Source organism: Pleionea litopenaei (genome assembly GCF_031198435.1).
In the GTDB taxonomy this organism is placed as follows: domain Bacteria; phylum Pseudomonadota; class Gammaproteobacteria; order Enterobacterales; family Kangiellaceae; genus Pleionea; species Pleionea litopenaei.
The window spans coordinates 2,800,649-2,826,624 of sequence record NZ_CP133548.1 but is presented as its reverse complement, the minus strand read 5'-3'; the positions used below and the strand labels follow the sequence as shown (position 1 = coordinate 2,826,624).

Genomic DNA, 25,976 nt, shown 5'->3' with positions numbered 1-25,976 from the left:
AACGCTATGCATACTAAAATTTTACTGGCTCGCCATGGAGAAACCCTGTGGAATAAAGAACAACGACTGCAAGGTCAGCTTGATAGTCCACTATCTGCAACGGGAATAGAGCAAGCCGAAAAATTAGCACAAGCGCTTGGTTGTTATAATATTTCAAGAATTTACTCCTCTCCTTTAAACCGAGCTTATCAAACGGCTTTGACCTTTGCTGCAACCTGTCATCAAGATGTCGAAGTATTGGACGCATTGAAGGAGCGACATTTTGGTGATTGGCAGGGTCGTTTATACCAAGAGGTTCAGACACATAAAAATTTTAGTGAAATTTTTAAGCAAGTGACCGATACACCGCCACCCAATGGTGAGTCGGCTTTGCAAGCTCAACAGCGCATCCTTAATGCTCTAAAGTCGCTTGCCTTTCAACACAAGCAACAAACCGTTTTGGTCGTAACTCATGGCGATTTAATTAGAAGTCTGTGCGCACTTTTTACCCAAGAGACTTTTTGTGATGCTTACAGTCAATATGGGAATGGCCAGTTTTTAACACTTTTGTTTGATCATCAATCACATCGCTTTCAGAGCATTGCATGATCTTTGTAACTAAAATACTGATGTTGCAACTGTTCTCTTTGGTCTTTGCAACGGTTGGTTGGCTATTAGATTTGATCCTTGGAGAACCACGACGGTGGCATCCACTGATTGGGTTTGGTCATTGCGCAAATTATTTAGAACATCGATTTAACCGCTGTTCGCTTTCGGCGGTCAGCAAAGGTGCGGGTTTTCTATGTTGGTGCGGTTTAGTTTTACCGATTCCATTAAGTTTACTCCTAGCACATTGGTATTGGCCTTGGACCATTCTAGCCGATCCCATTCTCGTGTATCTTTGCATAGGACATAAAAGCTTAGTTCAACATGCCCTTGCCGTTGCAGCACCTTTGCAAAAGCAGCAGCTAGACGAAGCGCGAAAACAATGCGCGAAAATGGTAAGCAGAGATACTGATTCGCTTTCAGGCCAAGAAATCAGCCGTGCTGTTTGTGAGTCGGTATTAGAAAACAGTCATGATGCGGTAACGGCGAGTCTGTTTTACGCTGCTATTGGTGGTGCACCGTTAGCGATATTGCATCGACTATCAAATACGTTAGATGCTATGTGGGGCTATCGCAATCAACGGTTTATTAATTTTGGTTGGTTTGCTGCGAGGGTCGATGATTGGCTAGGCTGGCCTAGTGCCAAATTAACGGCCCTACTTTTTTCACTAGCGCCAGGGCAAAAGGTACCCTTCACTAAAGTAGCTCAACAAGCTAAACACTATAAGAGTTTAAATGGTGGATGGGTAATGGCTGCGGGTGCCTTTAAATTACGTCTTCAACTGGGTGGATCTTCAAGTTATTTCGGACGTTACCAATCATCGACTTATTTGGGAGCAGGTAGACAAGCAACGGTAAATGATATTTTTAGAATCATTCAACTGGTTAAATGCTCTGTAAAAAGATTGTTATTAGGATTGATCCTATTAAATAGCCTATTACTGGTTATTTTCTATTATTCAATGCTCGTCATATGAATTGACCACTTGGCACCCGTAATGAAGGTGAACAACAAAAAATAAAATATGGATGGTGTTATGAGTCTACGTCACGGCGGTCAATTAGAAACTATACAACAAGAGTATCATGAGTTTGATCGAGAGTGGATTGACTTATCAACAGGCATTAGTCCCGTTGCTTATCCTATTCCAAAGATTCCCTCACGTTATTTCCGACGACTTCCAGATAATGAGAAGCAATTGATAAAGGCCGCTCGGGCTTATTATAAAGTGACGAACATTCTACCGGTTGCTGGCAGCCAATCTGCTATTAAAGCCCTTCCCATCGTTTTAAGAAAAAGACTCAACTCATCTACTTTGGTGTTTTTACCAACAGAGGGATACAAAGAACACGAGGCTGCATGGAGTAATAATGGTTATTCGATTAAACATTATGATGATATCGACGATATTAAAATCGACGGCCCCTGCGTCGTGGTCATCATTAATCCGAATAACCCTACTGGAAAAAAATATTCATCGTCTCAGTTACAAAAGGTTGCAAGTAAAACAGAAGAACAGGGTGGCTGGTGTATTATCGATGAAGCATTTATCGATGCAGAGTTCCACAGCGACTCTATGGTTAGTCAGGCTAATAACTCGACAATAGTTCTTAGGTCGCTGGGTAAATTTTTCGGATTGGCAGGGCTTAGAGTTGGCTTTGTGGTTGCCGAAAGCAGATTTTTAGATAACTTAAATCAATACTTAGGTCCATGGTGTATTTCAGGTGTTAGTGAATATATAGCGATCTGCGCCTTGCTCGATTCCAGTTGGCAAGATGATCATCGTTATCGTTTAATGGCATTAAGTCAGCAACTTGTCGATTTATTAAAGATGCACTTTCGTTGTGAACCCAAAGGGACGAGTTTATTTCAAACCATTAGGTTACAGAATGCGCCGGTCATGTGGGATCAATTATGCAAGCTCGGGGTTTATGTTCGATTATGCGATAATAACCAAGCGCTACGCTTTGGTACTCCCAATCAACAAGATTTCGAAACACTCTCGCAACGTTTAGATCAAGCAAAACTAGAAGGATACATCTCATGTTCTTGAGTCAACCTTTTGAAGCGACGGTACTCACTGAAAAAGGGTTTATACTTGCAGCATATATTCGACTTGTCGTCGCTTCCTCGTCGATTTATCGAGACATTTGAAAACAATGATGTGGATTTAAAAAAATTTAATCAGCTGATTTTATTAGGTCATGGAGGACGAAAACTATGGCACGCAATGACAAATCAAGATTTTGCTCAACCTCATCCGATTGATCATTTCTCATGTACGACATTTAACGAAGCGATGAGTCAAGTCGCTCCAAATAGCGAATATAAAATCCTATACCCTGATCATGATCACAATCATGTGCACTACAACCTACAGCAGTTGGGTCAACTAGCTGGTTGGCATCATTCTTCGCCATTTCGTGTCGGAATTAATTCAGAATTTGGGAGTTGGTTCGCTTATCGACTTTTGGTTATCGCTAACACCCACTTTCCCGTAACTAAAAAAGTGGTTTCGACGTCACCCTGCCACACCTGCCTAGAGAAGCCCTGTCTTACGGCCTGTCCAGCAAGCGCCGTCCACTATCATCAGGAATATGAGTGGCAAAAATGCTTCGACTATCGAGTTACCGACGACAGTCTTTGCCACAACCGATGTGTAGCTCGCTTGGCTTGTCCGGTCGCAAAGCAGCATCAATACACGATCGACCAAGTTAACTACCATTACGATTTATCAAGAAAACATATATTGAAGTAAAGCTTTTCAGATTTCGCCAAACACCTTACCATCGGTTAAGTGATTTAATCAGCGAGAGGGCAATAAATGACAACCGCTCAAGATATCGATTCAGCGCTCAATCGAATAAAGCGTTATATCCACAAAACTCCGATCATTACGTCGAGCTTTTTGAATCATCAGCTCGGCCATGATGTTTTTTTCAAAGTTGAAGCATGGCAAAAAGTTGGCGCATTTAAAGCTCGCGGTGGAATCAATAGCGTGGCACACCTTGTCGAGCAAAAAAAATCGCCGAAACGAATCATCGCAAACAGTAGCGGAAATCATGCTCAAGCAATTGCCTGGGCCGCTCAACAATTTAACATTCCTGCAACTATTTATGCGCCACAAAACATTTCTAAAGTAAAAGCTAGGGCCACCCTTCATTACGGCGCGTCGCTTGAATTAATCGAAACTCGGGCCGGCGTTGATGATGCTGTCGCTGCAGCGGCAGAAGAAAACGGAGTCTACTGGATCCCGCCATACAATCATCCCGATGTCATCGCAGGTCAAGGTACGGCAGCAAGAGAAGCGCTCACTCAACTTGAAAATGTTGATGCCGTTTTTGCGCCTTGTGGCGGCGGCGGGCTTTTGTCGGGTACTTTGGTGGCTTTTCGAGCGCATTCACCAAACAGTAACGTGTTTGGCGTAGAGCCTCTTTTGGCCAATGATGCAGCCAAGTCGCTTCGACAAGGGCATATTGTCAAACTGGCTCAGCCCTCTTCGACCCTCGCCGATGGTGCAAGAACACCAAGCGTCGGACCCTTAACATTTCCTCATTTACAACAGTTAGATGACTTCTTCGAAGCACCAGAAGAAGCCATTATTTATTGGACGCAATGGCTTACTCATCTGCTCAAAGTCACCCTGGAACCTACCAGCGCAATGGCCATGTTCGGAGTAACCGAGTGGTTAAAAACTCAAAAAAGCAAAAAAAGAGTATTAGTGATTCTCTCAGGAGGCAATATCGATCAAGGTACACGCCATGCCATTTGGGAAAATGACTTTCTCGATAGGCTTCCAAAAGAATTATAAAAAAAGGGCCATTAAGGCCCTTTGTAAACCAGCAACTTCTGACACTAAAAATTAGCGTGTTGTCTTACCAGCTTCCAGGTCTTGCCGAAGTCTTCTGACTGATAAAAATCGCCAGTCGCGCCATCGCATGAAACCACAAGTGCATCTTTAATTTCAGACACAACATCTTTGCAGTAGGGTTTAGGAACCGTATTTCCAGAGTCGAGCCAAACTTTTCCACCGTCATCAGTAACCAGTACTTTTATCTCTTTTTTAGTTTTTCCAGTCCAAAAGTCAGTATCGTTAAAGGTTACAATGGCAATGCCTTCTTTATCATTTTTAAACCATGGCGCAGAGTTAAAGCTAATCCAATCTCCGTTTGTTTTCTTTCCTTCAACATCGCATACAAAATCTGGACGAACTATTTTGTCACCGCATTTAAAGACTTCATCAGTGATCTCTATCCACTCTTTTACAGTTGGATCATACTTAAAGTAGTCAGAGCGCCAGTTAAGTGACCAAAACCCAGCCTTTTCTAACGCCATTTTTGCGGCACCTGAAGTAAACATGACCTCCCATTTAGTTTCAATGGCTTCTTCTGATGCAACCCATGTCGTCGGATTGTACTCAAAGGTTTCGACGTCACCGTTCGAGAAAATCGCATCCGATAAGCGGGAGACATAATTAATTGAAACAAGGTGCTTACCTGCTTCTTCGTGAAGCCGAACATGGGTAATTAGTTTCTTGCGAGCAACTTTTTTCTTGCCCGTTTTTTCTTCGGTTACTTGCGCATCGTTATTTTTCCACTTATCACGGTGGTTATAGCGATTAACTTCTTCCCATTGTGGAGCATCTAGTTGACCCTGTGCGCGAAGCACGATCATTTCTAAATCTTCAGCAATCAAGACATCCAGTTGTCCTTGCTGATTGAAGGTTGCTTTAAGTACATTAACGGGTTTATCAAACGAATGATTTTGCCATTCTTTTCCTCGTTGCTTAATAAACAGCACGCCTTCAGGACCACCGACAACTAAATCACCAGCGGCATTTTCCGCAACAGTATTTAACTGGTAATTAGTATCAACAGCATCTATCGCCCATTCACCAAGAGAACTTCGATGAACAATGACACCTAATTTCGCAAGAAAATAGACGCCATTATCTGGTGATTTATAACGAGTGCCAAAGGTCGTCGGATTTTGCGCAATATTCGCGTACAACTCAAAGCGTTCATCGTCTTTGCCATCGTCAGCCCAGGTATTGACCTTTTCAGCATTGAAATCATAAAAAGGGAAAAAGCGGTTAATTGCTTTTTCTAAATCAGCGCTTGGCAATCGAACCACCGAATGGAGAAACATTTCTCCTTTTGGCTTTGGATAGTAGATCAAGGTACCTAAATCGGTAATTTCGCCCGGCTTCACCGTGAAAGTACCAAATTGTGCACTGACAGGAATAAACCGCCAATAGCTATAATCACCGCGTCGGTATGAGGCCGAAAGATCATCCAGGGCGTAGTTTCCAGCTTTGAGTGCTGAAGCAAACACCGTCACACCATTGATTTGAGGCGTTAACGAAACCAATTTATCAGGCTTAATCTTCTTTGACTGATTCACATTTTCTGGATTTAATGTCAACTCGTTAAACGGTAACCACGAGCCGCTGGCATCAATGATTCGTGCAACAACAATACCCTCTTCGGGTTTTACCACGGTTTCTTTGGTGATTGGCGAGTGCATATTGTAAGGGCTAGCACAGCTAGACAATAACAGTACAATGGCAGCTACACCAATTGCTTGAAATTTGTTCAATTTTTTTCCAAATATTAACTTCATTATATTTTTCTTCCCCTAAAACATAAAAATCTTGCGGCGATATTTTATGCTATAAAAGCTCAACCAAAAAGCTAAAAATGCAGTTTAAAAGACACAGAGGCTCGACAGCTGTTGTCGCAAATAACTTTAGTCCTTAAACTACTCAACATATTTATTAACCGGAGCTTTAAACTTTGAAAGGAATAAAAAACATTTTTATCGGTGTGATAGGAATAACTCTCTCACTAAAGTGTCTCAGTTTAGAATTATTCGCTGTGTCAGAATTCCAAATTCCCAGCGAAAATCAGGGAATATTATTGGTTAATCTGCAAGTCGATAGCGTCGCGCCTTCCTTGGTAATAAAAAAGATTAGCGGTACTACAAGTCGTAAAACGAAATCAACGCATAAAATACAACTTGCTTCAAAAGCCAGTGGACTATTTTTAGCATCGTTAGACCCGGGTCGTTATCAGATTGTAGAGGTGCAAGCGCCCTATTTCGATCTTCCATTCAGACTTGACGTCGCTGACGATAAGCGATGGCAATTTAACATCGAGGCCGGAAAGACCAACTACATCGGTAAGTTGCAGGTCAATCGAGAAAGAAGCACTCGCTCGGTCTACATCAAATTGAAAAACCGACTGGCTGCCAATATAGAGAATATTCAAACTGAATTAACACAACTTCTTTTGACTCACCCGTTAAATGCGGGGAGTGGATTTTCTGATGATTTTCTTGAGGAGTTACAGAAATGAGAGTTTTGATTTTAATATTGTTCTTGCTTGTCAATACTCCGCCTGCATTCTCGACAATGTCTGTTGATAAGTTTTTTACTGCTCCTCAATTGCTCACAGCGACGGTGAGTCCCAATGGCGATCTTTTGGCAATTCTTGAATTGGTTGACGATAAGCAAGTCATTTATTTACAAGATACAAATACCCAGAAGAAAGTTAAGTGGATCAGCATTGACGAAATTACCGAGGAAGAAGCGGCAATTTCACGCTTGGTTTGGCTAGATAACCAACATTTAGCAGCGAATCTTTTTGAGATTAAAGAAGGTGTAAAAGACTTAATCGATACCAAAGGCGAACAGTCATTACTCATCTTAAAAACACCCAATAAGGGCAATGTAAAGATTTACAGTGTTCGCAGTAAAGGCGAGCTTGTGGATTCGCTACCCAATACACCGAATGAGTTCTTGTACGCAAAAACGGGTATCCAATCTAAAGTTTATCAATTAAAAATAAATAAGCTATTAGAACATGGTAAACGAGCCAACAAGTTAACGCGAGTCGACGGCGGGCAGTTTGTAAAAAGCAATGAGCATACTTCTATTGACGGTTATGTCGTTGAGTGGTTTTTAGAGCTAGATAAGAGCATACGATATGCAGCACTGTATAATCGTGATGGAACACTGGATCTCGTAGACGTTAATAATAAGGAAGAAACCAAAAAATTAAAGTCTTGGAATCTCAAAGATCTAGAGAATGCAGAGCAGTTCATCGTTCCGGTCGCAAGAAGCGCAGAGCCAGGTAGTTTTTATGCGCTTGATAAAGCAGAAGAGAATACTCGAAGTGTTTATTTGGTGAATTATGATTCAAATAAACAGGAGCTGATTTATCAGTCAGACTCTTTTGATATAAAGCAAGTTATAACCGATCCTGCAACGAATAATTTAATCGGCTTAAGGACCATTCGCAATGGTTTAATGCATTTTGAATTTATCGATTCTAAAAATGAAGAATTGTCGAAGTTAAAAATTGAAAGTGCCATTTCACAAGATCTATCACGTATCAATACCTTGGTTTACTCAGAATCTTATAATCAAGTGGGCCAATTCGATTTTTATAAAGGCAAGAAGAAACAATTCACAGTAGGTCATCGATATCCAAAGTACCTTAATCAATCAAAAGCGAAGCTAGAGCTCGGCGAAATTGAAGTTGCAGGACTTAACATTCCTTATCTATTGACTTACCCTTCCAGCCCGAAAAAGAAAATGCCTTTGGTGCTCTTGCCACATGGTGGACCAATCGGTGTGCACGATAATCCCTATTTTGATCATACCAGTCGCTTTTTGAATCAACTTGGTTATGCGGTGTTAAGGGTAAACTATCGCGGGTCTAGTGGTTACACGAAAGAATTCGAGGAAGCTGGCGCGCTGCAATGGGGTGATCAGATATTGAATGACCTGCATACCGTCACTGAATTCATCGTTAAAAGACCAGATATTGATAGCAAACGTGTTTGCGTCGTTGGTATGAGTTATGGTGGTTACGCGGCTATGATGTTACCGATAAAGCACTCTGAGTTTTACAAATGCGCAGTCTCAATTGCAGGAGTTTCTGATGTCGCGTTACAAGCGACAAGCCCCTATATGACGGATCGTCAGTTTAAATGGACCAAAAAATACATAGGAGATGTAGACAACGATTATCTAGCCTTAAAGGCTATTTCTCCGGTTTACCACTTTGATAAACTTAAAACGCCGTTGCTTTTGATTCATGGAGAAGAAGATCATGTGGTCGATGTTGAACATGCCTATCGCTCTAAATTAATGTTAGACAAGCATAATAAACGCTACGACTTCACACTTGTACCTGAAGCAGGTCATAGCTTTAGTAAGCTAGAGCAAAGGCACTTAATGTTCAATCAAACACAAAAGTTTTTGGCTAAGTACTTATAGATACAATAATTGAGGTCCTTTGTATGTCTTAGGACCCTCATTATTGTTTTCTGCCGTAATTTGTATACACTAATTAACTCACTCACAATTTAAGGACAGCGCTATGAAAAAGATTCTAACAAGTAGCTTCTCTCTTTTATTTGTAATCTTAAGCTTTAATTCAGCCTTTGCGGATATAGTTTCTTCTGACAATGTAGTCAAACTCCAGCAACAGCAATTTACTCGACAACAAATTATTAGCTACATGGATACCGCTGCAGTACAAAAAAAGCTAGAGCAATTAGGTGTTAGCAAAGAACAGGCCATGGCACGCGTTCAGCACATGACTGATGAGGAGCTCCACCAATTTCACAATTCATTAGAGCAATTACCTGCCGGAGAAGGCGTAGTAGGAACGATAGTGACGGTTTTAGTCGTCATTGCTGTGTTAGATGTATTAGGCGTGACCGACGTTTATCCTTTTATTCGACCGATCAATAGTTAATTGTTAGCAAACAAGACTCTAAAAACTGCCAAAAAGGTGCTAGCGTTTAGCACCTTTTTATTGTTAAGTGCGTGCGCTTCGACGCCACAAACCGAACAGATCCTCTCTACTAAGTCTTCTCGATATCAATTATCGAAGGTGATTCAAAACGTTCCGTTTTATCCACAACAAGATTTCTTTTGTGGGCCTACCACGCTAGCAGAGGTCGCACAGTTTTACGATCTTGATGAATCACCAGAGAGCATTGCTCCGACTTTATTTGTTCCAAAACTTCAAGGCAGCTTGCAGATAGAAATGACTGCAGCAACACGCCAGCTTTCTCTGATCGCTTACAGTGAGTCAGGAAAAATTTCACAACTACTGGAACTTATCGAGCAAGATATTCCGGTAATTATTTTGCAAAACCTAGGACTCGATTGGTTGCCGCAATGGCACTATGCGGTTGTGGTTGGCTATGACTTAAATACTGAAGATATCATTCTTCACTCAGGACAAAGAAAACATTACCGACAACCTTTAAGCGTATTTGAAAGAACCTGGGCAAGAGCAAACTACTGGTTGTTAATTCCCTTACCGACCACTGTCGCTTCTGCAACCTTGAATCCTTTTATTTATACTCGTTCGAGCTATGATCTGATTAAATCTGGGCATGTTGAAGCAGGCTTAGAGGGACTAAAAACAGCTACCTCGCGCTGGAAGGAGCAGTGGCTCGCCTATTTTTTATTAGGTAACCACTTTATAGAAGAAAACACTGAAAAATCGATTAACTGGTTCTACTCCGGCTACCAGTATGCTTCGAACGAAGCCGCTTACCTTAATAATTTTGCTCATGTATTATCTAAAGCTCGATGCAAAGCTTATGCAGATACAGTTATACAGCAAGCACTCAAGCTCGACCCTGACAATCAAACTTATCAGGCTACTTATCGCCAAATACAAAATACTCTAGACAATTGTCAGGTAATATTAAGCGATATTAAGACAAGTAATTAATTAGAACTTTTTGAACCTCGAAAATATTAACCTTTTTATTAAACTTTCTTTCAATGGGAGCTGACTCGCTACCGACCCAGATTTTTAACTCGGCATCGAGGTCGAACGTGCCCGTGGTCTCAATCGAAAACTTGGTTATTTTGGAGTAAGGTATTGATAAGTAAGAAACCTTACTTCCCGTCAATCCCTGTGTATCCGTTATGATCAAACGTCGATTGGTGAAAATCATTTTATCTCGAAATATAGCAAATCCGATTTCAATGTTTTCATTATCAGACATTAAAGGTGCTAATTGTTTATTGAGCTCGTCGGAATCAATAACGCCAGCATTTCCGAGCAAACTAGAAAAAAGTCCCATTTTTACCTCAATTATTTTTATTTCCGTGGAATAAAATTTACCATGGTTCGTTACTTAGGAAAACACCTTGAGAGGAGCCATAATGAAAGCGCTTATAATAATAGTGTCTACTATCCTGTTGATGACCGGAATTTTCCTACTACCTAACTCAGAAAAAACAGCTTGCACAACGCACCCGATTAGTCATCAAGGTGACTACGCTTTTGAATACCATCAGTGTACAGACGACAATCGCTATGCATTAATATTAAAGAGTTCAAATACTCAAGTAACTCTTTATCAATCAACGCAGCCAATTAGCAACTTCAGTGAAATAGCGACCTGGGTAAACCCTACTCAATTATCCATAGATAATACACAATTAGTTCGAAGCGATATGGCAGCTCCTCGAGTTTCTCAATTTGAGCAAGTGTCGATTACTTACAGTAACTAGCCGTTAGTTTGATTTCTCATGAAGTAGGGTTAAGCTCTCCTCTGCGAAACCTACGCCAGCTTCAGTGTAAAAATTGAAGATGCGGTCAATACCGCATTCTTCCAACTGCTCAATTTGGTCTTCATAGCGCGCAATAGCAACGACTTTGCCTGAATAATTGACAGAATTTAGTTGCTCTTGAATATTTTTAATATCTTGAATATAGGGCAATGCAATGAGCACTAGACGAGTATTGCTAAGGTCCATGTTACGCCATAGATCAGAGTCTTCTCCGTCTCCGAAAAGTGCTCTATAGCCGATTTTTTGCAGTTTACTTACTCGGTCTTCATCTGAGTCAATGCCCCAAACTTTTTCACCTTGCAGTCGCTCCAGTGAATGATAGGTTCCTTTTCCCACTCGCCCCATACCGATGACTAATATTTCTGCATGTTTAGGCAGCTTAAAAGTGTCATCCCGGTGTAAATTTGCTTTTTCAAACCGGTTAATCAAGGTATTTCTATCGCGATAGATTCTATGCGCATTGCGATAAAAAAGACTGGTTAAAATAAACGAGAATGACACTGACAATGCAAGTACGACTAACCAATCTTTAGCCAACCATTGAGCTTCTACACAAAAAGCAACAACGATCAGTCCAAACTCACTGTAATTACTTAAAACCATCGACGAGAGAAAGGATGTTCTGGCTCTATGCCCTAATAGATTTAAAAGAGTAAAAAACAAAATACTTTTGAAAGGCAAAATTAGGGTGAACACCAATGCAAGTGTGATCATTTCGTAATTCGGTAACGCGGTGAATCCGATGGATAAAAAGAATCCTATTAAGAATAAATCTTTAAATCCCATGAGGGCTTTGTACAACTCTGTAGACTTACTATGGCTCGACAATAAAATACCAATAACTATTGCTCCGACATCCCCTTTTATTCCAACCACTTTAAATAGCTCATACCCACCAAAGGCTAAGAAGAAACCTAACAAAGGGAGCAACTCTCCATGTCCAACTTGATTCATTAACCAACCAATAGGTTTTCTAAGGAACAATAAACCAAGCAAACCAACGGCCCAAATTGACGGCAAAACACCAGTAGCGAAAACCATAAAAAAGACAGCAATAATATCTTGCATGACCAGAATGCCAACCGCTAGCTTGCCGTGTCTTGATTTTAACTCACCACTTTCTTCTAATATTTTTACGATGCAAACCGTACTGCTGAAGCTTAATGCAAAACCAACTAAAGCAATTGTGGTCCATTCTAATCCCGAAAAATAACTGATCGCATAAGTGGCCGGTAATATTGATAGCACTAAGAACAGAAGTATCCACGATCCCATATGACTGATCGTCGTTATCCAAACACTTGGCTGAATGAGATCTTTTATCTTCAACTTTAAACCGATGGTGAAAAGCAAAAGTGTAATCCCTAAGTCCGACAAAAGATTCAGCAACTCAGGTGCTTCTATACCGATGAAGTTTAGAGAAAAGCCGGCAATTAAATATCCAATTAACGGAGGCAAAGATAATGTTCTAGCTAACAATCCACATCCAAACGCGAACAAAATCCAAATAAAGTCCATAACCTTTTAACCTTTGATTAACATTTTGTCGAGAAGTCGAGTTGAAAGTATTCGCTTCAACATAGCAAAAATATGCGTCGGTAGGGTTACCCGATATCTTGCTTTTGGTTTAGTACTGCTTAATGCATGAATGACCTTCAAGGTTACCGCGTCAGGGGCAAGAGTAAATTTATTTCCTACATCACTAGATAATCTATCAATTTGACGTTGGTAAGCTTCAGCAAACACACTGTTTTGAACATCGATATTGTCATTAAACTTTTGCAAAGCAGTTTTGCGAAAATTGGATTCGATAGGGCCAGGTTCAATAAGACTGATGTGTATGTTAGTTCCAGCTAATTCTAAGCGAAGAGTATCCGTCAATCCTTCAATTGCAAACTTACTGGCATTATAAGCGCCTCGAAATGGCATCGTCACAAAACCCAACACAGATGAGTTTTGAATGATGCGTCCGTACCCTTGTTTGCGCATAATTTTTAAACAACGTATGGTCAGTTCATGCCAAGCGAAAACATTTGTTTCGAACTGCTCGCGTAAGATCTCGGTACTGAGGTCCTCTATGGCTCCGGGTTGACCGTAAGCCGCATTGTTAAACAAGGCGTCTAACGTTCCGTCGGTTAACCCTAGTATTTCATCTAAGACTTGTTGTTGCTGTTGAAAGTTATTGATATCCAATTGCCTGGCATCTAATCCTAGCTCTTTAAGTTTCTCGACATCTTTCAACTGTCTTGCGGTTGCGAATACGGTATAGCCGAGTTTGTTTAAGGTCATTGCCGTATGGAGGCCAATGCCAGTAGAACATCCTGTAATTAAAATCGATTTAATCATCGGTTTTTATCCTAGCAGCATGGGTTAAGCGAATGACAGTCAGCAGATCATTCGGACTAAAATGATAGTCTGCTTCTGTGTTAACACGATGAATCATTACCATACCAAGTTTAGGGTAGACACCGATCATGTGAACGCCAGTTCCGGTATGATAAAACGACGCGTATTCTTGACCTTTGTCAGGTACTAAAACGTACCAAAGCATGCCATAGGAAAGGCCATACTTTTCATTGTAAATCGAATAAGGCTGCAAGGATAAATCGAGCCATTGTTCAGGAATAATTTGCTGACCATCCCAACGACCTCGATTGAGTAGCAGTTGCCCATATAAGGCTAAGTCGTAAGTCGATAATCGAAAATGGTACGCGGGTACCTCAGATGTTTCTCTTTCATACCAATAAAAGCCATCGATCATGTCGTTGCGCCAGCTATGTTTGTCAGCGCTGTTCACCTCTATATATCGACCTTTAAAGTTCTGCATACCAATGGGTCCAGCAATGTTTTGGTGAAACGCAGTAAAAATCGACTGCCCTGAGATGGCTTCAAAGTATTGCCCGGCAAAGTTAAAGTCCCAGTTATTGTAATAATAATGACTACCCGGGGTGTGACTTCCACGTTTTGGTTTTGATTGTTTCATTAAGGGAGACTCGGCTGCAGCGGGTAAGTACACTCCCGACCGCGATTTGAAAACATCCGCTAAAGTCGCCTGCTGTTCTTTTGATGTCAGTCCTTCGACTAATTTTTTATACTCTATCGTCGCCAGTGTTTGATCCAGATTGAATTTTCCATTACCCCATTCAATACCCAGTAGGCTACTCAACAACGCTTTACGAATTGAATGTACCAAATGAGGTTTATTGATATCACCATATTCAAACACCAATTTACCATCTTGCAAAATCACCATACTGCTGCTGTGTTTCTCAATTAAAAACTGTTTCAACTGATTAAGACGCTCAACTGAGTAACCAGCTTGTTCAGGGCGAATACTTTCGAGCGGGGTTGCTGCCTGCGCCCAGCCAGGTATTGAAAGTACTACAAATATCCAAAGTCCTCTCATTAAGTGTCTTGTGCAAATTCGCTTTCTAAGTCTCAGAATCATAGTCAACTTTGTTTTTTTAGTGTTATCGAAAGCACCATAATACGCAATTTTTCACCCCGGAATAAGATATTTTCAGCATTAAAATCAATAAGATAGTATATCTAGGCGAATATTTCTCCAATCTATGGTTGACGACTGTATATGTGTATTATAGTATTAATACAGCAATCAGGAGAACAGTCATGGATAAAACCATTTCAAAAGCAATGAATCACTGGCGGTTAAAACGCAGACTGAGCCGTTTTAATCAATGGTTTATGGGGCCGGTATTTTTTGTCACATTATTCAGCCTCATACTTGGCGTACACACCACCGAGTTATCAACACATTATCAAGATTATGATTTCTGGGTGGCAACCAAAATGACCATTCATGTCATTGCGCAATCGCTGGGTTGGTAAACAATGCAATCGGATAACTCATTATGCTGAACCCATTTATACCTCTTGAGATTGCGCCCTCTTCAGGTGTTCCAATTTATCGTCAGCTTATCGACCAAATTAAGCGAATGGTTGCTAGTGAACAATTAAAGCCTGGCGATGCAATGCCGTCAGTAAGGAATGTCGCCAGTCAACTCGCGGTGAATCCTATGACTATTTCAAAAGCTTACTCGATGCTTGAAGTAGAAGGCATTTTAGAAAGACAAAGGGGCAAAGGTATGATTGTTTCAAGCCAAATGCCTGTAGCTGGCACTCTTGAAGAAAGGCTTACATTATTAGCTCCATCAATTGACTCTTTGATCACCGAAGCTAGACAGTTAGAAATTGACCTAACAACTCTTGTCTCCGCCATTCGTTCACAGTATGAGAAATAAGTGAAATGCAGAATATAATCGAAGTTAATCAACTCAAAAAATCTTTTGGAAAGCATCACGTACTGAATGACCTTAGCTTTACCATCGAAAAAGGCTCCGTCGTTGGTATTTTAGGAAGCAACGGTGCAGGAAAAACGACGTTATTACAAACTCTGATAGGATTACATCTTGCAGACTCCGGCAATATTAAATTACTTGGCGAAACCGTACCTGATCTTTCCAGTCAGACAAAACAGAAAATTGGATACGTGTCGCAAGAGTCTGAACTTCTCTCTTGGATGAGTGTTCAACAGTTAATTGACTATACCCAAAGTTTTTATCCACAGTGGAACTCGAGTTTGGTTGATTTTTTATTAAACGACTGGCAGCTTGATAGGCGTAGTAAAGTTCACAAGTTGTCGACTGGTCAGCAACAAAAACTAGCCATTATCATGGCGATCGCACCTGAGCCAGATCTGCTTATTCTTGATGAACCAGTCGCTAGTTTAGACCCGACGACACGAAGAAAATTTATTAAGACGTTGCTAGAACTCAATACGAACGAGCAGCAAACCGTCTTGTTTTCAACTCATATCACGTCTGATCTCGAGAGAGTCGCGGCGAAAGTGTTACTCATTAAAGATGGCCAGTGTTATTTTTATGGTGAAATAGACGATCTTAAAGAACGCATCGTTAAGTTACATATTACAAGCTCTCAACCTTTACCACACGAGCTGGCAATTCCTGGTACGTTAAATATTACCCTGACGCAAAATCAAGCCACAGTGACCGTCGAAGATATTCGAGAAATCAATTTAGAAGAATTGTCTAAACGACTGACAGCGAACATCCGTTTAGAACTTCTAAGCCTTGATGATATTTTTGTGGAGTTGCACTTATGAGGGCGCTAACCGCGGTATTTAGAACGCTTGTTTATCAGCAATGGATACTGAGTATTATTGGGGTGTTTGTAGTCGCGTTATCGGCAAGTCTCTTTAGTGGTATTTTCTCAGACCAACCTAAACCAGAAAACTTACAGGTTCTTATGGTAATGATTGGTTTGGTACTGCAAATGATGTTTACCATAACTTGGGGTCAGTATTTAGGTAAATTACTTAGGTCTAGATATAACCATTTAAAGCCTCTATTCATACCGAGTATCGGTTTTGCAATCATTGCGATACTGTTTTTATTCACAGTTTTACCTTGTCTAGCAATCTTAAGTATGGGTTTTGGTAGCGGCATACAAATTCTAATGGTTTTCACCATTGCAATTAGTTGTTTAACATTAACCATAATAAACTCAACTGCTGGAGCCATATGGTTAGCTTCAACTATCGTTTTCTTAGCGTCTGAAATATCACGAGTTAGGAAAAATTCTGGTAGTGAATTTTTTGATTATATTAGTTTTAATAGCATCGTTTTTCTGGTGTTTATTTGTGTTGTTTTTGTATCAATACTGTTTTTTTATATTCGCTCGATCAAACCCAAAGTCAGTCTCAATTCTGATGTATCTAAAAGTAGCCATGAAGAAGTTAATATTCGCTTAAGTTCTCCTTCTCGCCTATCATTATTTTTTGATAGAAACTGGATACAATTAAGATATTCACTCAGAGCGAAGTTCGGAATCATTCATAACCAGCTCGATACCGCGTTAATGAGTGGTCAGTATCAAATGATATTTATTTCACGAGCATTTTTGGTCTTAGTTATGCTTGTGAGCTTAGTTTACTCACCGATTAATGAGTTTTTTATCGGTTTTTTTGACGGCTTTTTAGACTCAACAAAGAAATCTGATTCGAAAGAGTTACTCAGTCTCTTTCAGTTTTTGCTAATCATGCTTCTAGCCTTTTTTGCAGCGTTTGATACGAGTTTATTCACTCGGGTTTATTTTGCTCAGCGTTTTTTGTGGCTCAAACTTCCGGTTGATGGTTTCGAGTCGTTTAAAAGAGTCATTATTAAGAAAGTACTTTTAAACATAGCCATCGAAGTCAGTATTACTTTTTTAGTTTTCTTTTTAATCATTCGACAATCACCTTTTAGTGGTGACTATATTTGGTTGTTCGTAGCTGGCTTCTTTGCATTTAAATTTCTTACTATTTGTGTAAGCTATGCAATGATTCGATCTAAAATAAGTACCTTAACTCATTTTCTATGCGCCGCAACTTATGCTTTATTTTTTGCTGGATTAACCCTACTAACGTCAACAATCGAACGCTCAGATACCTATGTGCTTTTGGCGTTCAATGCAGTGTTATTGAGTATTATTATTGTATTTACACGAGGCTTTAAACGGCAAAGTATTATTTAGCACCCTACTTTGCGCGAAAGCAATCGGGGGCATGGTCATCCACCATGCCCACTGCTTGCATAAACGCATAACATATCGTAGAACCAACAAAAGTAAATCCTAATTTTTTTAACGCTTTGCTCATAGCGTCAGATTGTGTACTCGTTGTTGGGTAGCTTTGTCCTTGTTTATATCGATTGACTATTGTTTTCCCTTCCACAAAACTCCACAAGTACTGACTAAAGGCTCCTTTATCTGCGAAGTTATTTAACAACGCCTGGGCATTTTTACGAAAGCCATACACCTTCAGCCTATTTCTAATCACTCCGGGGTCTTTTAGAATCTCTTCGAGCTCTTCATCACTCATTTGACTGACCGCCTCGATATTGAACTGATGGTACACTTTTCTATACTGTTCACGCTTTCTTAATACGGTAATCCAACTGAGTCCCGCTTGAGCGCCTTCAAGGCATAAACATTCAAATAAGCGTTGATCATCGTAAACAGCTATTCCCCACTCATTGTCATGATAATCAACGTAGAGCGAGTCATCGCCGCACCAATGGCACCGTGTTAATCCTTCTAAAGTCATAAATATCTACTTTGGTGATAGTTATTCGGACAAACCTTCGAAAATCTGCGCGAATTTTGGACATTCTAGACCGAGAAGAATAACAATTTATGAAAGCATTCTCGAATCTTTATTTGCACCATAGGATCACTGTGCAAGCCCTGATATAATCCGGCTTTTAAGAATAATATAACCCTTTTGGAGCAGCGTTTTGGCGACTCAACAGGCAACCTCAGGAATTTCCGGTGCACCACGTACCTTTCAAGGCCTGATAATGGCTTTACAAGCGTATTGGTCAGAACACGGCTGCGTTATTGTTCAGCCTCTTGACTTAGAAGTTGGTGCGGGTACTTTTCATCCAATGACTTTTTTGCGGTCGATTGGTCCTGAGCCTTGGCGCTCGGCCTATGTTCAACCCTGCCGACGACCAACTGATGGGCGCTATGGAGAAAACCCCAATAGATTGCAGCACTACTATCAGTATCAAGTCGTTTTGAAGCCTGCTCCAGAAAACATTCAAGACCTTTATTTAGGATCGTTGCGAGTACTCGGTATTGATCCTCTCGAGCATGATGTTCGTTTTGTCGAGGACAATTGGGAGTCTCCAACGCTCGGTGCTTGGGGTCTAGGATGGGAGGTTTGGCTCAATGGAATGGAAGTCACTCAGTTCACCTACTTCCAACAAGTTGGCGGTCTTGAATGTCGCCCTATTACCGGTGAAATTACCTACGGACTTGAGCGTATAGCTATGTATTTGCAAGGCGTCGATAGCATTTACGATCTTATTTGGACCGAGGGTCCTCAAGGAACGGTCACTTACCGTGATGTTTTCCATCAAAATGAAGTGGAACAATCCGCGTATAATTTTGAACACGCTGATGTTGATTTTTTATTTTTACAGTTTGATAACTACGAAAAACAAAGCCAAATGATGATTGAGAAAGGCTTGCCTCTGCCCGCTTACGAACTCGTATTAAAAGCCTCTCATGCATTCAATTTACTGGATGCTCGGCATGCCATTTCTGTGACTGAACGACAACGTTATATTTTACGGGTTAGAGCACTCGCGCGGGCAGTCGCCGAAGCTTATTACGCCTCTCGGGAAGCGCTTGGTTTCCCAATCTGCCAGCATGCGAGCCAAGGAGATAAGTAAATGACTCAATCACGTGATTTATTGATCGAGCTAGGTACCGAAGAATTACCTCCCAAGGCGCTTAAGGCATTAGCATCTGCGTTTCATGATGGATTTATTCAAAAGCTCAAAGAGTTAGAGCTATCCTACGTGGACAGCGAATGGATGGCGACACCACGACGTCTAGCCATTCGAGTGTTTGAACTCGACACTCAACAGCAGGACAAAATTCAAGACCGACAAGGACCAGCCGTTGCTGCGGCATTTAACGCTGACGGTAGTCCTAAACCCGCAGCAGTCGGGTTTGCCAAATCATGCGGCGTCGAGGTGGATGATTTAGAAAGAGTGAGTACGCCGAAAGGTGAACGACTGGCCTTTCAACTTACCGTCAAAGGGCAGGCTACATCGGAGTTGATTCCAGAGGCCATCGAGTACGCACTGAGCAAACTACCCATTCCTAAAGCCATGCGCTGGGGCAATGGAGATCACGAGTTTATTCGCGTCCCTCATTGGCTTTTGATATTGTTTGGCGAGGAGGTACCGCAAGCGACAATTTTTGATCTTACTGCGAGCAACCAATCATTCGGGCATCGTTTTCATGCCCCACAAGCCATCACGATTGAAAATCCTAAAAGTTATGATGAGCAACTTGCCAACGCTTATGTCGATGTTAGCTTTGCCTCGCGCAAAGCAAAAATTCGAAACCAAGTCGAATCCATTGCGCAAACCCTCAATGCAACTCCAGTGGTCGATGAAGACTTACTTGAAGAAGTAGCTGCACTTGTTGAGTGGCCTGTTGCTTTACAAGGTGGTTTTGATGAAACTTTCCTTGAAGTACCTGCTGAAGCATTGATTGCAACTATGCAAGCGGATCAAAAGTATTTTCATTTAGTCGACGAAAAGCAAAAGTTACTTCCTTACTTTATTACGGTCAGTAATATTGAAAGTACTCGTCCTCAATCAGTCATTGATGGTAACGAGAAAGTGATACGTCCACGTTTATCCGATGCTAAGTTTTTTTATGAAGCCGATAAAAAACATCGTCTAGATAGTTACAGTGAGAAATTAAAGAATATTATTTTTCAGAAAAAACTTGGCTCCTTGTTTGATAAAACTCAAAGAGTCAAAGCAGTCGCATCAGAACTTGCTGCACCTCTACAGGGTAATGTGGAAGATATTCAACGAGCCGCCGATTTATGTAAGTCTGACTTAATGACCAACATGGTCTATGAGTTCCCAGAGCTTCAAGGAATTATGGGATCTTACTACGCTAAAAATGATGGCGAAAATGAACAAGTCTGCAAAGCAATGAATGAGATCTACCAGCCTCGCTTTGCTGGAGACCAACTTCCGTCATCCGCAACAGGCAGCGCACTTTCAATTGCCGATCGACTCGATACGCTGGTCGGTATTTTTGGAATTGGACAGCCACCAACGGGGGCAAAAGACCCGTTTGCTTTGCGACGTTCAGCAGTAGGACTGATTAGAATATTAACCGAGAAAAAGATTAACCTAGATTTAAAACCACTGGTTAACTCAAGTATCGGTAGTTATCAAGGCATCGAGCTGACGGAAGAGACTTGCTCACAGGTATTAAGCTTCATTGAGGGTCGTATGAACGCCTGGTATCTCGAAAGAGGATATTCCGCACAGGTGTTGCAGTCAGTTTTTGCTCTCAAACTTACCAATCCATACGACATACAACAACGAATAGAAGCTGTTAATCACTTTAATCAACTCGACGACAGTGAAGCCCTAGCGGCAGCCAACAAACGAGTCGGCAATATCCTCAGCAAAGCGGATATCGATGTGCAACAAAATCGCGTAGATGCCCAACTCTTCGAGCAAGAGGAAGAAAGAGCTTTATTTGATCAGCTAGAAACCATCACTGAAGAAGTTCAACAACTTGTCGCGCAAAGCCAGTATCAATCGGCTTTAACCATGCTCGCCAAACTCCGGGAGCCCGTCGATGCTTTCTTCGACCATGTTATGGTCAACGCGGAAGACACCAAGGTACGGTCTAATCGTTTAGCACTGTTGAATGCATTGCACTCGCTCTTTTTATCCATTGCAGATATTTCGCTGCTGCAAAAGTAATATCTCTCCCGGCCACTGTTTTCAGTGGCCGCGGTGACTTTTATAGTGCTTTGGGCTACAGTTAAAGCATTGACAGGATATTCAAAGAAAGACCATGAGTTCGGATAGCGACCAAGACAGCCCCAAATTTGTAGGAAGACTCTCACTGCAATCTCTCACCTGGCTTAGAGATAGACAGATTCCTGCGCACCCGATAGCTTACTCGGTTGCTTTTGAGTATCAGCACAATATCATTAATGAGTTAGTTAAACGGGTCAATGAATTCGAAAAAGAAGGCGAACTGGATGCGAACGCCCTAGATTTGCTGTTCCGTGAATTCGTTCTAACCAAATACATCGACTTCGATAGCTTTAATAAAACCATTACCGATCTCGTTGATGAAACCGGTAGCGCTGTTATTGAGGCTAGAAATCAACTTAAAGAATACCGGAACTTCTTAAAAGTAGCCAAAGAGCAGCTTAAGGCCATCACCGATCAAGATATTAAAAGTATGGTGGAGTCGCTGTCTGAAAATACCCTCAGTACTTTTAAGGCCGTCAATTCGCTGGAGTCACATTTAAGTAATGTAATGGCTGAAATTCGTGTGTTGCAAAAGAAATACACTCAAATTCAGAAGCAAGCCAGACAAGACCAACTAACCGGTCTACTGAATCGAAACGCATTGCAAACTGAATTTAATCAAATGGTCGATGATGAGATGGTCAATACTATCACGCTTGCCGTCGGCGATATTGATCATTTTAAACAGTTTAATGATAACCACGGTCACACCATCGGCGATAAAGTGATTAAATTAGTGGCCGATACTCTTAAATCAAATTTGAAAGGTTCCGATATCATCAGTCGTTACGGCGGTGAGGAGTTCGTAATTTTACTGCCAAACACCAAGTTGAACGACGGAATGAAACTAATGAACAATATTCGAGAGAAAATATCTAACCTTGGATTTGTCAATAAAGCGACCAGTAAAAAGATTGATAGCATTACCATGTCTTTTGGATTATCCGAATTGCATGCTCAAGATAATTTTCATAGCCTGTTTGATCGAGCAGACAAAGGCTTGTATCGCTCAAAACTCAACGGTCGAAATCGCGTTCACTGCGAAACACCCCAAAAAATTTAAATTACGCCAACAAAATTCAAACATTTTCACTCAAAATCACCCCACATCTAGACTATTTTGAGTGAAGTTCCCACTTACTTTAAATCACTTAAAAAATACAATTAAATCAAGCATTTAAATAGTTTTCTTTGCTTTTTTGTCGCCTCAGTGCTTAAAAAATGTCGCTTCTGTTATCGAATTTCTTGTTGCATGTCGCTCGAGTTTAAAAGCTTGTCGTCTCATTAGAAGCTTAGCTTCGAAGGTTTGCCTAACATTGCAATCGTCCCAACGGACTTTAACAAAACATTCGTGCACTAACGCACACTAACTAAAAAGGAAAGCAATTATGAAAAAGCAAACTAACAACACTGTATCTATCAACAACGACAAAATGAAAGTTCTAGGCCTTCAAGAGCTTGCTGAAGTTGCTGGTGGTCGTATGGCTGAAGCATGGAGCACAGACAGCATCGATTGTGGCACTGTAGGTTCAAATGAATGGTCTACTTTAAGCCGCGGCTGCCGTGATGACGTATTGCGATAAGCAATAACGACATGATGTACCACTTGTAAGGTGATTAACCTTACAAGTGGCTCTTCTAGAGTACCAAAACTTCCTGTTCACTTGATAAATTACCATGGAGGCGATCATGGAAAATGTTGCCAAAGATCTTAATGCTCACCCAGATTTCTTTATTCCTTTCGATGCTCGTCTACCAGACGATACCTACTATGACCATGTCACGGAGTTACTGCCCTCGGTATGGAGAATGAAACAAGATTACTTTTGGACGTATGTTCACCCAAGAGAAACCAATACTTTGATTCAAGGTTGGAAAATTCATGTTTCAACCCTACCCGAGCGTGCATTACAAACGCTAGAAAAAGTTTTAGCTATTTGTGTAAAAGAAGAAACTGAGTTTAAATTCGCAAGTGATCCAAAAATACTTCGTCAACTACTCAGTAAAAACTGCTCTCGATCTTCATCGGGTAAATTCATTACCATATATCCTCAAAGCAATGAAAAATTTAAATCATTACTTGATCAACTCTACATTGCTCTTAAAGAAGAACAAGGTCCTTATATATTATCTGACCGTCAATATCGAGATTCTAAAGTGATTTACTTTCGCTATGGTGGATTCAAAAGCCTTTCAGGTCAAGATGTCATGGGCGAGAAAACGTCCTATATTCTTGATAATCGACATGGATACATTGAAGACAAGCGACAAGCCAGTTTTTACTTGCCTGACTTTATTAAACCCGAATTTCAACGTTTATTTGATGATGAAGAGATTGGAATCACATCAAACAATGAGAACTCAGAAAGCAGTACATCCAATGGCTATTTTGATCAAAGATACGATGTGAATGCTGTAATTAAAGCATCAAACGCTGGTGGTGTTTATTTAGCGGATGATATTGAATCAAAGCAAACAGTTTTAATTAAAGAAGCTCGTCCTTACATCGGGATCAGTGATGATGGATACGATGTTATTTCTCAATTACAAAAAGAGTATCGCCTATTGAAGAAAATTGAGCCGTTAAATATCGCACCTAAGGTTTATAGCCTATTTGACGAATGGGAACATAAGTTTCTTGCTCAAGAACTGATTGAAGGTCTTACACTTAAAAATTTCCAAGCAAAAATAAATAAAATCACTCATTCGAAAGCGACCACAGAAGATGTTCAGTCTTGGATGCGTATTCTAGTAAAAGTCGCGGCGAACATACTAGATTGTGTCAATAAACTTCATCAAGAGAAGATCGTATTTGGCGATATTTCTCCACATAACATTATGGTCAATGAAGAAACTCATGAAGTAAAATTCATTGATTTCGAAGGTGCATATGAAAGAAACGTCGATAAGCCGATCAATTTATTTACTCCTGGATTTGCAAAGTACGAACGCATTGAGCGAGACGAGACAGATTATCATGATGACTTTTACGCGTTAGGTTGTATCCTTGCCGGCATGTTTATTCCCAATACGACCTTGTTGCAATTGAACGACCAATTCGTCTCGAATCTTCTTGAAGATATTCATCTTGACTATGGACTTCCAACAAGATTTATTCGCATAGTCAAAACCTTGCTAACCGAGCAAAATCTTAACTTAAATACACTAAAGGATGAATTACTTAGTATTGATCTCTCAGCCATGCATGCTTTTGAATTCAACTTTAAAAGCAATAAGGTCAAAATCGAAAAGCACGCCGCCGAATGTCTCGTTGGAATACATCAATATAATCAACAAAACCTCGAGCCAAAATCAGAACTCAGAATATTACCTACGGGTCCGCAAATGTCAGACATTTTTGCTATGGACAAAGGCATCTTAGGTGTTGCTTACAGTTGGGCAAAAACAGGACAGGAACTACCGCAAGAGTTGATGGATTGGATAAAAGATAAGCTCAAGGAAAAATCGGGTGGCAAGCTCCCTGGATTAATGAATGGATTAAGCGGAACGGCATGGGCACTTGACAGTATTGGATTTGAAGAAGACGCCAAACATGCGTTAAAACAAGCCTTACATCACCCAAATCTATTTCAAAAAATGAATCTTGGATACGGAGCAGCCGGCTTCGGTTTGACACTATTGCACTTCTGGAATCGCTACGCTAACGAGAGTTATTTAAAACAAGCCACTAAAATAGCCGATGTACTGTGTGATACTGCCTATCAGTCTAATCGAGGCTTATGTTGGGAAGAGTCCGATGATGACAATGGCATTAGCCTTGGACTGTTAGAGGGCGCGAGCGGTATCGCACTATTCTTGCTTTACATGCATAAAGTAACCGGCCAACAACGGTATTTAGAGACAGCTGAGAAAGGATTGCAATTCGATTTATCTTTCGAGAAATCGGCTCGAGGCTCTATCGGTTTTCCACGCGTCTCTGGTGACAACATTGTCTATCCCTATTTGGCATTTGGCAGCGCAGGTATTGCCAGTGTGGTACTAAGGTTTTATCAAGTCACCAAAAAAGCCGACTACCTAGATTTTCTTGGTCGTGTAAAAGCCGATATAACTCATAAATACGCAATTAACCCTGGATTTTCTACTGGTTTAACCGGTTTAGGAGTCTACTTACTTGATGCTTACCAAATCTTAAACGATAAAAGTTATTTAACATTGACCTATCAGGTCGTTGATGGACTAAGAATGTTCGAAGTCGATCGCGATAATGGCATTGTTTTTCCTGATAGTAATCGTATGAAGGTCTGCACCGATATCAACGATGGATCTGGTGGAGTTGCTTTATTCTTACATCGATTTATTCATAATTTACCCAACAACACCTTTATGCTCGATGAGCTAATTCAAAAATAATAGACAAGGTAACCGA

At 40.7% G+C, this 25,976-nt stretch carries 25 protein-coding genes; 19 read left to right on the top strand and 6 right to left on the bottom strand.

Features of this window, described 5'->3' with window-relative positions; genetic code table 11:
• Positions 1-6 precede the first annotated feature (6 nt).
• The 5 genes from Q9312_RS12680 to Q9312_RS12660 all read left to right on the top strand — a co-directional run bounded on the left by Q9312_RS12680 (position 7) and on the right by Q9312_RS12660 (position 4,397).
• Positions 7-588, top strand: a complete 582-nt coding sequence (locus Q9312_RS12680; RefSeq protein WP_309201224.1) for a histidine phosphatase family protein — start codon at positions 7-9, stop codon at positions 586-588.
• A complete protein-coding gene (cbiB, locus tag Q9312_RS12675) occupies positions 585-1,562 on the top strand; it encodes an adenosylcobinamide-phosphate synthase CbiB (RefSeq protein ID WP_309201223.1) in 978 nt (325 codons plus the stop codon). Before Q9312_RS12680 ends, cbiB begins: the two co-directional genes overlap by 4 nt.
• A gap of 60 nt (positions 1,563-1,622) precedes the next feature.
• The gene (locus tag Q9312_RS12670; protein WP_309201222.1) at positions 1,623-2,639 is read left to right on the top strand and encodes a threonine-phosphate decarboxylase; all 1,017 of its coding nucleotides are present in this window, start codon (positions 1,623-1,625) and stop codon (positions 2,637-2,639) included.
• 45 nt (positions 2,640-2,684) lie between these two features.
• Positions 2,685-3,344, top strand: a complete 660-nt coding sequence (locus Q9312_RS12665) for a hypothetical protein (protein ID WP_309201221.1) — start codon at positions 2,685-2,687, stop codon at positions 3,342-3,344.
• 66 nt (positions 3,345-3,410) lie between these two features.
• Positions 3,411-4,397 carry a serine/threonine dehydratase gene (locus Q9312_RS12660; RefSeq protein ID WP_309201220.1) on the top strand — a complete coding sequence of 329 codons (987 nt, stop codon included), beginning with the start codon at positions 3,411-3,413 and terminating at the stop codon, positions 4,395-4,397.
• Positions 4,398-4,441: 44 nt separating this feature from the next.
• Here Q9312_RS12660 and Q9312_RS12655 read toward each other — a convergent pair whose 3' ends face one another.
• Positions 4,442-6,208, bottom strand: a complete 1,767-nt coding sequence (locus Q9312_RS12655; protein WP_309201219.1) for a hypothetical protein — start codon at positions 6,206-6,208, stop codon at positions 4,442-4,444.
• A gap of 254 nt (positions 6,209-6,462) precedes the next feature.
• On the opposite strand from Q9312_RS12655, the gene Q9312_RS12650 reads away from it, so the two are divergent.
• From Q9312_RS12650 to Q9312_RS12635, 4 genes are all read left to right on the top strand, one after another.
• On the top strand, positions 6,463-6,942 hold the full coding sequence (locus Q9312_RS12650) for a hypothetical protein (RefSeq protein WP_309201218.1): 480 nt from the start codon (positions 6,463-6,465) through the stop codon (positions 6,940-6,942).
• Positions 6,939-8,870 (top strand): alpha/beta hydrolase family protein, encoded by a 1,932-nt coding sequence (locus tag Q9312_RS12645; protein WP_309201217.1) that lies wholly within the window; start codon positions 6,939-6,941, stop codon positions 8,868-8,870. Before Q9312_RS12650 ends, Q9312_RS12645 begins: the two co-directional genes overlap by 4 nt.
• Positions 8,871-8,973: 103 nt before the next feature.
• On the top strand, positions 8,974-9,354 hold the full coding sequence (locus Q9312_RS12640) for a PA2779 family protein (protein ID WP_309201216.1): 381 nt from the start codon (positions 8,974-8,976) through the stop codon (positions 9,352-9,354).
• Positions 9,355-9,390: 36 nt separating this feature from the next.
• Complete coding sequence (locus Q9312_RS12635; RefSeq protein ID WP_309201215.1) at positions 9,391-10,347, top strand: PA2778 family cysteine peptidase; 957 nt, start codon at positions 9,391-9,393, stop codon at positions 10,345-10,347.
• Here Q9312_RS12635 and Q9312_RS12630 read toward each other — a convergent pair.
• Complete coding sequence (locus tag Q9312_RS12630; RefSeq protein WP_309201214.1) at positions 10,331-10,705, bottom strand: PH domain-containing protein; 375 nt, start codon at positions 10,703-10,705, stop codon at positions 10,331-10,333. The two genes, Q9312_RS12635 and Q9312_RS12630, sit on opposite strands and share 17 nt — an antisense overlap.
• An 82-nt stretch (positions 10,706-10,787) precedes the next feature.
• Here Q9312_RS12630 and Q9312_RS12625 point away from each other — a divergent pair, with 82 nt between their 5' ends.
• A complete protein-coding gene (locus tag Q9312_RS12625) occupies positions 10,788-11,138 on the top strand; it encodes a hypothetical protein (RefSeq protein ID WP_309201213.1) in 351 nt (116 codons plus the stop codon).
• Between the two features lie 3 nt (positions 11,139-11,141).
• Here Q9312_RS12625 and Q9312_RS12620 read toward each other — a convergent pair whose 3' ends face one another.
• The 3 genes from Q9312_RS12620 to Q9312_RS12610 are packed head-to-tail and all read right to left on the bottom strand — an operon-like array spanning position 11,142 to position 14,604.
• A complete protein-coding gene (locus Q9312_RS12620) occupies positions 11,142-12,716 on the bottom strand; it encodes a cation:proton antiporter domain-containing protein (RefSeq protein ID WP_309201212.1) in 1,575 nt (524 codons plus the stop codon).
• 6 nt (positions 12,717-12,722) lie between these two features.
• Positions 12,723-13,544, bottom strand: coding sequence for an SDR family NAD(P)-dependent oxidoreductase (locus tag Q9312_RS12615; RefSeq protein ID WP_309201211.1), 822 nt, complete (start codon positions 13,542-13,544; stop codon positions 12,723-12,725).
• Positions 13,537-14,604: a serine hydrolase domain-containing protein gene (locus tag Q9312_RS12610; protein WP_309201210.1), complete on the bottom strand. Its 1,068-nt coding sequence runs from the start codon at positions 14,602-14,604 to the stop codon at positions 13,537-13,539. Before Q9312_RS12610 ends, Q9312_RS12615 begins: the two co-directional genes overlap by 8 nt.
• Before the next feature lie 224 nt (positions 14,605-14,828).
• Here Q9312_RS12610 and Q9312_RS12605 point away from each other — a divergent pair, with 224 nt between their 5' ends.
• The 4 genes from Q9312_RS12605 to Q9312_RS12590 are packed head-to-tail and all read left to right on the top strand — an operon-like array spanning position 14,829 to position 17,750.
• Complete coding sequence (locus Q9312_RS12605) at positions 14,829-15,047, top strand: hypothetical protein (RefSeq protein WP_309201209.1); 219 nt, start codon at positions 14,829-14,831, stop codon at positions 15,045-15,047.
• A gap of 23 nt (positions 15,048-15,070) precedes the next feature.
• Entirely contained in the window at positions 15,071-15,460 is a 390-nt protein-coding gene (locus Q9312_RS12600; protein ID WP_309201208.1) for a GntR family transcriptional regulator, read from the top strand.
• A 5-nt stretch (positions 15,461-15,465) separates the two neighbouring features.
• Positions 15,466-16,341, top strand: a complete 876-nt coding sequence (locus tag Q9312_RS12595; protein ID WP_309201207.1) for an ABC transporter ATP-binding protein — start codon at positions 15,466-15,468, stop codon at positions 16,339-16,341.
• Positions 16,338-17,750, top strand: coding sequence for a hypothetical protein (locus Q9312_RS12590; RefSeq protein WP_309201206.1), 1,413 nt, complete (start codon positions 16,338-16,340; stop codon positions 17,748-17,750). The genes Q9312_RS12595 and Q9312_RS12590 overlap by 4 nt, the downstream gene beginning before the upstream one ends.
• A 4-nt stretch (positions 17,751-17,754) precedes the next feature.
• Here Q9312_RS12590 and Q9312_RS12585 read toward each other — a convergent pair whose 3' ends face one another.
• Positions 17,755-18,321 (bottom strand): DNA-3-methyladenine glycosylase I, encoded by a 567-nt coding sequence (locus Q9312_RS12585; RefSeq protein ID WP_309201205.1) that lies wholly within the window; start codon positions 18,319-18,321, stop codon positions 17,755-17,757.
• Positions 18,322-18,511: 190 nt separating this feature from the next.
• On the opposite strand from Q9312_RS12585, the gene glyQ reads away from it, so the two are divergent.
• The 5 genes from glyQ (at position 18,512) to lanKC (ending at position 25,960) form a co-directional block, all read left to right on the top strand.
• Complete coding sequence (glyQ, locus tag Q9312_RS12580; protein WP_353961537.1) at positions 18,512-19,453, top strand: glycine--tRNA ligase subunit alpha; 942 nt, start codon at positions 18,512-18,514, stop codon at positions 19,451-19,453.
• On the top strand, positions 19,454-21,529 hold the full coding sequence (glyS, locus tag Q9312_RS12575) for a glycine--tRNA ligase subunit beta (protein ID WP_309201204.1): 2,076 nt from the start codon (positions 19,454-19,456) through the stop codon (positions 21,527-21,529). It begins immediately after the preceding gene.
• A 94-nt stretch (positions 21,530-21,623) separates the two neighbouring features.
• On the top strand, positions 21,624-22,652 hold the full coding sequence (locus tag Q9312_RS12570; RefSeq protein WP_309201203.1) for a diguanylate cyclase: 1,029 nt from the start codon (positions 21,624-21,626) through the stop codon (positions 22,650-22,652).
• A gap of 325 nt (positions 22,653-22,977) precedes the next feature.
• Complete coding sequence (locus Q9312_RS12565) at positions 22,978-23,172, top strand: hypothetical protein (RefSeq protein WP_309201202.1); 195 nt, start codon at positions 22,978-22,980, stop codon at positions 23,170-23,172.
• Between the two features lie 106 nt (positions 23,173-23,278).
• The gene (gene lanKC / locus Q9312_RS12560; protein ID WP_309201201.1) at positions 23,279-25,960 is read left to right on the top strand and encodes a class III lanthionine synthetase LanKC; all 2,682 of its coding nucleotides are present in this window, start codon (positions 23,279-23,281) and stop codon (positions 25,958-25,960) included.
• The last annotated feature ends 16 nt before the right edge of the window (positions 25,961-25,976 follow it).

Excerpts from the sequence above, each read along its gene's own strand:
- Q9312_RS12680 (WP_309201224.1), top strand. The coding sequence starts at position 7 with ATGCATACTAAAATTTTACTGGCTCGCCATGGAGAAACCCTGTGGAAT.
- Q9312_RS12655 (WP_309201219.1), bottom strand. The coding sequence starts at position 6,208 with ATGAAGTTAATATTTGGAAAAAAATTGAACAAATTTCAAGCAATTGGT.
- Q9312_RS12645 (WP_309201217.1), top strand. The coding sequence starts at position 6,939 with ATGAGAGTTTTGATTTTAATATTGTTCTTGCTTGTCAATACTCCGCCT.
- Q9312_RS12595 (WP_309201207.1), top strand. The coding sequence starts at position 15,466 with ATGCAGAATATAATCGAAGTTAATCAACTCAAAAAATCTTTTGGAAAG.
- Q9312_RS12600 (WP_309201208.1), top strand. The coding sequence starts at position 15,071 with ATGCTGAACCCATTTATACCTCTTGAGATTGCGCCCTCTTCAGGTGTT.
- Q9312_RS12625 (WP_309201213.1), top strand. The coding sequence starts at position 10,788 with ATGAAAGCGCTTATAATAATAGTGTCTACTATCCTGTTGATGACCGGA.
- Q9312_RS12590 (WP_309201206.1), top strand. The coding sequence starts at position 16,338 with ATGAGGGCGCTAACCGCGGTATTTAGAACGCTTGTTTATCAGCAATGG.
- Q9312_RS12630 (WP_309201214.1), bottom strand. The coding sequence starts at position 10,705 with ATGGGACTTTTTTCTAGTTTGCTCGGAAATGCTGGCGTTATTGATTCC.
- lanKC (WP_309201201.1), top strand. The coding sequence starts at position 23,279 with ATGGAAAATGTTGCCAAAGATCTTAATGCTCACCCAGATTTCTTTATT.
- glyS (WP_309201204.1), top strand. The coding sequence starts at position 19,454 with ATGACTCAATCACGTGATTTATTGATCGAGCTAGGTACCGAAGAATTA.
- Q9312_RS12585 (WP_309201205.1), bottom strand. The coding sequence starts at position 18,321 with ATGACTTTAGAAGGATTAACACGGTGCCATTGGTGCGGCGATGACTCG.
- Q9312_RS12660 (WP_309201220.1), top strand. The coding sequence starts at position 3,411 with ATGACAACCGCTCAAGATATCGATTCAGCGCTCAATCGAATAAAGCGT.
- Q9312_RS12570 (WP_309201203.1), top strand. The coding sequence starts at position 21,624 with ATGAGTTCGGATAGCGACCAAGACAGCCCCAAATTTGTAGGAAGACTC.
- cbiB (WP_309201223.1), top strand. The coding sequence starts at position 585 with ATGATCTTTGTAACTAAAATACTGATGTTGCAACTGTTCTCTTTGGTC.
- Q9312_RS12615 (WP_309201211.1), bottom strand. The coding sequence starts at position 13,544 with ATGATTAAATCGATTTTAATTACAGGATGTTCTACTGGCATTGGCCTC.
- Q9312_RS12670 (WP_309201222.1), top strand. The coding sequence starts at position 1,623 with ATGAGTCTACGTCACGGCGGTCAATTAGAAACTATACAACAAGAGTAT.
- Q9312_RS12605 (WP_309201209.1), top strand. The coding sequence starts at position 14,829 with ATGGATAAAACCATTTCAAAAGCAATGAATCACTGGCGGTTAAAACGC.
- Q9312_RS12620 (WP_309201212.1), bottom strand. The coding sequence starts at position 12,716 with ATGGACTTTATTTGGATTTTGTTCGCGTTTGGATGTGGATTGTTAGCT.
- Q9312_RS12640 (WP_309201216.1), top strand. The coding sequence starts at position 8,974 with ATGAAAAAGATTCTAACAAGTAGCTTCTCTCTTTTATTTGTAATCTTA.
- Q9312_RS12610 (WP_309201210.1), bottom strand. The coding sequence starts at position 14,604 with ATGAGAGGACTTTGGATATTTGTAGTACTTTCAATACCTGGCTGGGCG.
- Q9312_RS12565 (WP_309201202.1), top strand. The coding sequence starts at position 22,978 with ATGAAAAAGCAAACTAACAACACTGTATCTATCAACAACGACAAAATG.